The sequence below is a fragment of the Pseudomonas sp. K5002 genome (genome assembly GCF_013386655.1).
Taxonomy (GTDB): Bacteria; Pseudomonadota; Gammaproteobacteria; order Pseudomonadales; family Pseudomonadaceae; genus Aquipseudomonas.
Window position 1 is genome coordinate 1 of the sequence record NZ_JACARK010001606.1, and the last position, 376, is coordinate 376.

General features: G+C 66.5%; 1 protein-coding gene. It reads right to left on the reverse strand.

Going from position 1 to position 376, the window contains the following annotated elements; translation table 11 throughout:
- Positions 1-376: LysR family transcriptional regulator (locus HX846_RS38225; protein WP_256740519.1), on the reverse strand; the 376-nt coding region annotated here is incomplete at both ends.

Here is a 376-nt window from a genome sequence, read left to right on the forward strand (position 1 = left end):
AGCGTGACCGTTGCCTGCGCCGGGCGCCGGGAAAACCCGTGGGCCATCGGCAGCACCGCCACCCAGTTATCGCGCCCCAGCACGGCGGCATTGCGCTCGGACGGCGGGTTGAGCACCACGCCCAGGTCGATCAGATTCGCGTCGAGCAAGGTGTTCACTTCATCGTCGGTCACTTCCAGGGCCGTGACCTCGATGCCGGGATAAAGCTGGTTGAACCGACGCAGCAGCGGCGGCAGGAACACCGCCAGCACCATGGGGAAACTCGCGATGCGAATCGTCCCACGCAGCATCGGCCGCGCTTCGTCCACGGTGGTGCGAATCGCCTGCAACGCTCCCAACATCACCCGCGCCTGCTCGATCACTTGCAGGCCCAGGG